Source organism: Tabrizicola sp., from assembly GCF_031377265.1.
GTDB lineage: Bacteria > Pseudomonadota > Alphaproteobacteria > Rhodobacterales > Rhodobacteraceae > JAUYQR01.
Genome location: NZ_JANMET010000258.1, coordinates 24,106 through 30,376, shown reverse-complemented (window position 1 = coordinate 30,376; position 6,271 = coordinate 24,106). Strand labels below are relative to the sequence as shown.

Sequence of the window (6,271 nt, the reverse complement as noted above, 5' to 3'; positions counted from 1 at the left end):
CCAGCCCGAAAGCGGGGTTCAGAATCCAGGCCCAGTCCTTGCCGGTGACGATGAAAGACAGCGCAAAGGGATAAAGATAGATCGTGCGGAAAACCCCTTCGGCGCGGATCTTCTGATCCATCAGTACCGCCAGCAGAAATCCGATGATGAAGGCAAAGCCCGAATAAAGGATACCGTAGATCGCCAGATTGGTGATCGAGGTGATCCAGCGCGGCGTGTTCCACAGCCGCACATACTGGTCCCAGCCCACCCAGTTGTCGTAGAACTCTTGCGGGGTAAAGATCGGCAATGTCTTGATGCCGGTGAAGGACGAGGCCACCGTCCAAATCGTGCTGCCAATGAACACCACCAGAACGATGAAGATCATCGGTGACGCTGCAAGCTTCGACATCAGGTTTCGGGTAAGGGGATTTGGCCGCTTCATCGTGTCAGGCTCCTGCCTCGCCCCGTGCCGGTAGAACGCGGCCCGGCATTTCTGCCGGGCCGATTGTCAGATTTCCACTGATCCGAAGATCACTTGGGTGCAGCTTCGATGATTGCCGCGAACTGCTCTTGTGCAGCCTCCGGCGTGATCGAAAGGTCCGAGAAGAACTCTTTCATCACGTCATTGATCTGGTTGAGCGAGTCGCGGTCCAGCATCTGCGAGTTGTTCGGGAACACCTTGGTGCCCTTGTCGAGGATCTCGAGGCCTTTCTTCATGCAGTCGTTGGCCGCGGACAGGTCCACGTCAGAGCGCATCGGCAGCGAGCCTTTCTTCAGGTTAAAGGCAACCTGCACTTCCTTGGTCACCATCATCGAGGCCATGGCCAGTTGTGCCTTGGTTACTTCTGGATCTTCGCTTTTTGGGAAATAGAACACATCCCCGCCGGTGCCCAGCACAGGCTCGACACCCAGACCCGGCAAGCAGTCATAGTCCTTGCCTGCAACCATGCCCGCAACAGCAAATTCGCCGCCAGCCCAGTCGCCCATCACGTTGGCCGCGGCCTTGCCTTGGATAACCAGCGCCACGGCGTCGTTCCACTGTGGAACCACGGTCTTGGGGTCGATGATCTGTCGCGCCTCGTCAATCGCCTTGAACACAGCCGCGAATTCAGGGCCGCGCGCCATCTCCATGTTGCGGTCCTTGTAGACGGCGACATAGTTGTCGACGCCCGCGATCGCCACGATCAGATCTTCGGTCAACAGACCAATCGGCCAGCCTTCAGCCAAGGAAAGCGGAATAATGCCCTTTTCCTTCAGCGCAGGCGCTGCGGCGATCATCTCGGCCCAGTTCTGCGGCGGTGCGATGCCGGCATCTTCATAGACCTTGCGGTTGGTCCACATCCACTGACCGGAATGCAGGTTCACCGGGACGCAATAGACCTTGCCGTCCAGCGTGCAGCTGTCCATCTGCGATTTCGGGCGCAGGATGGTCGCCCAGTCTTCTGCCGTGGCCAGTTCGGTCAGGTCCTGCATCAGACCAGCCGCGATCAGATCGTCAGCATCCTTGCCGGGGTTCAGCTGGGTTGCACCCATCGGGTTGCCGCCCAGAATCCGGCTGATGATGATCGGGCGCGCCACGTCACCCGACCCGGCGATTGCGCCATCGACCCATTTGTTGCCGGTCGCGTCAAACGCCTTGGCAAACTCGGCCACGGCAGCGGCCTCGCCACCCGAGGTCCACCAGTGGGTGACTTCAAGGTCCGTTGCATGCGCTGCCATTGGCAGGGCCACCGATGCGCAAAGCGCAAAAGCCAGTTTCGTAAGTTTCATCCATTCCTCCCGGTTTCTAAATCGTTATAGCCAATTTCTATAACGTTATAGTTTTGCCGATCAAGGACTCTTTTCGCTTGTGAACATGCCCCAGACAAGAGTTCAATAAGCCCTGAATCCTTTGATAGTCCGCGTATGGGAGGGCAATACGACCGAAATGCTGCGCCGCCGAAACACGGGTGAACTATTTGATGCACAGGCCTTTAGGGGGGCCTTGGCTGGCTCTGGTTCTGCGCCTGCAGCATCGACAAGCCTGTGCGAATCATTTGATGAAACCCTTGATTCGGGCTGCCGAGGGTCTCGCGATACCGACGGCCAAAGGGGATCGGACGCATGCCCCTGACAAACGACGCCGTCGCCCTGACTGCCGCTGATTCGGAGCACGAGCGTCCGACCCTGAAAACCATTGCCGCCGCCACCGGCCTTGCCATCGCCACCGTCAGCCGCGCACTGAAGGACGCCCCCGACATCGGCGAGGAAACCAAGCGCCGGGTCCGCGAAACCGCGGCCCTGCTTGGCTATCGCCCCAACCGCGCCGGGGTGCGTCTGCGCACTGGCAAGACCAATGTCATCGCCCTGGTGCTCTCCACCGAAGCAGATGTGATGAACCACACCGCCCAGATGATCTACTCGATCGCTGCGGCGCTGCGGGGCACTGCTTACCATCTGGTCGTGATGCCCTATTTCCGCGATCAGGATCCGATGACCCCGATCCGCTACATCGTGGAAACCGGGTCCGCCGATGGCGTGGTGCTGAATCAGATCATGCCCGACGATCCCCGCATCCGTTACATGGCCGAGCGTGGCTTCCCGTTCACGGCGCATGGCCGCTCTAACATGGGCATCGACCATCCCTATTTCGACTTCGACAACGAAGTTTTCGCCCGCCTGGGCGTCCGCGCCCTTGTTGCGCGCCAGCGGCAGCGCCTCTTCTTGGTGGCCCCGCCGCGCGAGCACAGCTATTCCGGACACATGATTACCGGCTTTGCCGATGAATCGGCCCTGCTTGGCGCACGGTTCGAGATAGCCACCGACGTAAACAGCGACTCCTCCTCCGAACAGATTGAGGACGCGGTGTTTCACCGCTGCTTCGCCCCGAACCCGCCGGACGGCATTCTGGTAGGATCAACCACGGCGGCGATGGCTGCGGTGAATGGTGCAGAACGGGCGGGACTGCGGATGGGCACTGACTTCGATCTCGTGGCGAAGGAGGCGATCTCGTTTCTGCGACGGTTCCGTAAGGAAATCCTCGTGGTGCACGAAGATGTTGGCCGAGCCGGCGATTTTCTCGCCCGCACTCTGATCGCCGCGATCGAACGGCGTTTGGCCGAGGACGGGCAATTCTTGGATCAACCAGATCATGTGGAAGCGGGCGATAGCCCGCAGCGGAGGTAGAAAATGAAGACGATGAAGGGTCCGGCGCTGTTTCTGGCGCAGTTCGCAGGCGATACCGCGCCATTCAATTCCTGGAAATCCATCACCGCCTGGGCAGCCGACTGCGGCTATGTCGGCGTGCAGATCCCGTCCTGGGACGGTCGACTATTCGATCTGGAAAAGGCTGCCACATCAAAGGCCTATTGCGATGAGCTAAAAGGTCAAGCCGCCGAGAACGGCATCCAGATCACCGAGCTGTCCACCCACCTGCAAGGCCAGCTTGTCGCCGTTCACCCCGCCTATGACGCGGCCTTCGACGGTTTCGCCGCCCCCGCCGTGCGCGGCAACCCGAAAGCGCGGGCCGAATGGGCGGTGGATCAAGTCAAAAAGGCCCTCACCGCCTCAAAGAACCTTGGCCTCACGGCCCACGCCACCTTTTCCGGCGCGCTCGCCTGGCCCTACCTCTACCCCTGGCCGCAACGCCCCGCTGGTTTGGTGGAGGAGGCGTTTGACGAGCTTGCCCGCCGCTGGACCCCGATCCTGAACCACGCCGAGGATTGTGGCGTTGACGTCTGCTACGAAATCCACCCTGGTGAAGACCTGCATGATGGCGTGACCTTCGAAATGTTCCTTGACCGGGTAAAGGGTCACAAACGCGCCAACATGCTTTACGACCCGTCACACTACGTTCTGCAACACCTTGATTACCTGGATAATATCGACATCTACCACGACCGCATCAAGATGTTCCACGTCAAGGACGCCGAATTGAACCCCACCGGTCGGCAAGGCGTCTACGGTGGCTTCCAACCTTGGGTCAACCGCGCCGGCCGCTTCCGCAGCCTTGGCGACGGGCAGGTCGATTTCGGCAGCATCTTCTCCAAGCTCACCCAATACGGCTTTGAAGGCTGGGCCGTGGTCGAATGGGAATGCTGCCTGAAACACCCCGAAGACGGCGCCCGCGAAGGCGCCGCTTTCGTCGACGCCCACATCATCCGTGTCACCGAAAAGGCCTTCGACGATTTCGCCGATGCCGGCACCGACCGCGCCGCCAACCGGCGGATGCTGGGGCTCGAATGACATGAAGATCGGGTTCAACCTCCTCCTCTGGACGACCCATCTCGACACGAGTCTGCTTCCCACCCTGCGCGCCCTCAAGGCCGCGGGCTACGACGGGGTCGAGGTGCCGATCTTCACCGGCGACCCCGCCTACTACCGCCAGATGCGCTCGATGCTCGACGGCGAGGGCCTCATGTCCACCGTCGTCGCCATCGTCCAGGACGAGGCCCGCAACCCCCTCTCCGCCGCCCATGAATCCGCCGGGATCGACTACCTGAAAGGACTGGTCGATTGCGCCGTGGCCCTCGGGGCCGAGGTGATCGGGGGGCCGTTCTACCAGCCCCTCGGCGTCTTCTCCGGCCTTCCGCTCAGCGATGAAGAATGGCAGCGCCTGGTCCGCACCCAGACCGCGATGGCCGATCACGCAAGCTCCGCCCTGACCCTCGCCGTCGAGCCGCTGAACCGTTTCGAATGCTATGCGCTCAACACCTGCGACCGCGCGGCAAAGCTGGTTCAGGCCGTGAACCGCCCGAACTACGGCTATCTCTTCGACACCTTCCATTCCAACATCGAAGAGAAAGACCCCATCGCCGCCCTTCAGGCCACCATGCGCCACGTCCGCCACATCCACATCTCGGAAAACGACCGCGGCACCCCGGGCCGGGGCCATGCCCCGATCCTGCCCGCCATCACCGCCGCGAAAGCCGCCGGTTACAACGGCTGGCTGACGGTCGAGGCCTTCGGTCACGCGCTCCCCGATATCGCGGCTGCCACAAGGGTTTGGCGGCCACTCTTCACCTCTGAAACCGAAGTTTACACCGAGGCCATTGCGCTTATCCGGCGCGGCCTTGCTGCCTGAAGGAGAACGCCATGCCTATCGACGCCGCCCATACCGCCCGCAGCCCCCGCCTTCGCCTTGGCATGGTGGGCGGCGGACGCGACGCATTCATCGGTGCTGTCCACCGCATTGCCGCCCGCATCGACGACCAGTTTGAACTGGTCGCGGGATGTTTCTCCTCCAACCCGGAAAAGTCGAAAGCCTCCGGCGCCGACCTCGGCCTTGACCCCGCGCGCTGCTATGAAAGCTTCGCCGAAATGGCCAGCCGCGAGGCCCGCAAGAAAGACGGCATCGACGTCGTTGCCATCGTCACCCCCAACCACATGCATGCCCCCGTCGCCCTGCAATTCCTAAAGCGCGGCATCCACGTCATCTGCGACAAACCCCTGACCGCCACCTTGCCGGAAGCCAAGAAGCTGGCGAAAGCCGCCGAGGCCTCCGGCGTCGTCTTCGCCCTCACCCACAACTACACCGGCTACCCGATGATCCGGCAGGCCAAGGCCATGGTCGCGGCGGGAGACCTTGGCGAGCTTCGCGTCATCCAGGTCGAATATGCGCAGGACTGGCTGACCGAACCCTTGGAAGGAACCGGCCAGAAACAGGCCGACTGGCGCACCGATCCGGCCCGCAGCGGCGCGGGCGGCTCCACCGGCGATATCGGCACCCACGCCTTCAACCTCGCGAATTTCGTGACCGGCCTGATGCTCGACACGCTGGCCGCCGACCTCACCGCCTTCGTCCCCGGCCGCCGCGTCGACGACAACGGCCATGTGATGCTGCGCTTCAAGGGCGGCGCCAAAGGCATGCTGTGGTGCAGCCAGGTTGCCCCCGGCAATGAAAACTGCCTGCGCCTGCGCGTCTACGGCACCAAGGGCGGGCTGGAATGGGCGCAGGAGGACCCCAACTACCTCTGGTTCACTCCGCTTGGCCAGCCAAAGCGCCTGATCACCCGTGGCGGCGCAGGCTCCGGCCCCGAGGCGGCCCGCGTCAGCCGCATCCCCCCCGGTCACCCCGAAGGCTACTTGGAGGGCTTCGCCAACATCTACGCCGAGGCCGCCCGCGCCATCACTGCCCGCAAGGCCAACACGGCGTTGCCGCCGGGCACCACCTTTCCCGGCCTCAAGGAAGGCTTGGAGGGCGTAGCTTTCGTCGATGCCTGCGTGCGCTCCTCGGCCCGCAACGGCGCATGGGTCAGCCTGAACCTGTAACTCCATCCACTTAAACTAAAATTTGACTTCCTCTTCGCCA

6 protein-coding genes are annotated in these 6,271 nt (G+C 62.2%); 4 read left to right on the top strand and 2 right to left on the bottom strand.

Annotation, left to right across the window (positions count from 1 at the left end; genetic code table 11):
• Positions 1-391: carbohydrate ABC transporter permease (locus RMO18_RS14795; protein WP_405054084.1), on the bottom strand; the 391-nt coding region annotated here is incomplete at its 3' end.
• A gap of 122 nt (positions 392-513) precedes the next feature.
• Positions 514-1,752 (bottom strand): ABC transporter substrate-binding protein, encoded by a 1,239-nt coding sequence (locus RMO18_RS14790; protein WP_309666909.1) that lies wholly within the window; start codon positions 1,750-1,752, stop codon positions 514-516.
• 333 nt (positions 1,753-2,085) lie between these two features.
• On the opposite strand from RMO18_RS14790, the gene RMO18_RS14785 reads away from it, so the two are divergent.
• The 4 genes from RMO18_RS14785 to RMO18_RS14770 are packed head-to-tail and all read left to right on the top strand — an operon-like array spanning position 2,086 to position 6,231.
• Positions 2,086-3,147, top strand: coding sequence for a LacI family DNA-binding transcriptional regulator (locus RMO18_RS14785; RefSeq protein WP_309666906.1), 1,062 nt, complete (start codon positions 2,086-2,088; stop codon positions 3,145-3,147).
• A gap of 3 nt (positions 3,148-3,150) precedes the next feature.
• Positions 3,151-4,206, top strand: coding sequence for a sugar phosphate isomerase/epimerase (locus tag RMO18_RS14780; RefSeq protein ID WP_309666904.1), 1,056 nt, complete (start codon positions 3,151-3,153; stop codon positions 4,204-4,206).
• A gap of 1 nt (position 4,207) precedes the next feature.
• Positions 4,208-5,044: a sugar phosphate isomerase/epimerase family protein gene (locus RMO18_RS14775; RefSeq protein WP_309666903.1), complete on the top strand. Its 837-nt coding sequence runs from the start codon at positions 4,208-4,210 to the stop codon at positions 5,042-5,044.
• Between the two features lie 11 nt (positions 5,045-5,055).
• On the top strand, positions 5,056-6,231 hold the full coding sequence (locus RMO18_RS14770; RefSeq protein ID WP_309666902.1) for a Gfo/Idh/MocA family oxidoreductase: 1,176 nt from the start codon (positions 5,056-5,058) through the stop codon (positions 6,229-6,231).
• Positions 6,232-6,271 lie beyond the last annotated feature (40 nt).

Excerpts from the sequence above, each read along its gene's own strand:
- RMO18_RS14790 (WP_309666909.1), bottom strand. The coding sequence starts at position 1,752 with ATGAAACTTACGAAACTGGCTTTTGCGCTTTGCGCATCGGTGGCCCTG.
- RMO18_RS14785 (WP_309666906.1), top strand. The coding sequence starts at position 2,086 with ATGCCCCTGACAAACGACGCCGTCGCCCTGACTGCCGCTGATTCGGAG.
- RMO18_RS14780 (WP_309666904.1), top strand. The coding sequence starts at position 3,151 with ATGAAGACGATGAAGGGTCCGGCGCTGTTTCTGGCGCAGTTCGCAGGC.
- RMO18_RS14775 (WP_309666903.1), top strand. The coding sequence starts at position 4,208 with ATGAAGATCGGGTTCAACCTCCTCCTCTGGACGACCCATCTCGACACG.
- RMO18_RS14770 (WP_309666902.1), top strand. The coding sequence starts at position 5,056 with ATGCCTATCGACGCCGCCCATACCGCCCGCAGCCCCCGCCTTCGCCTT.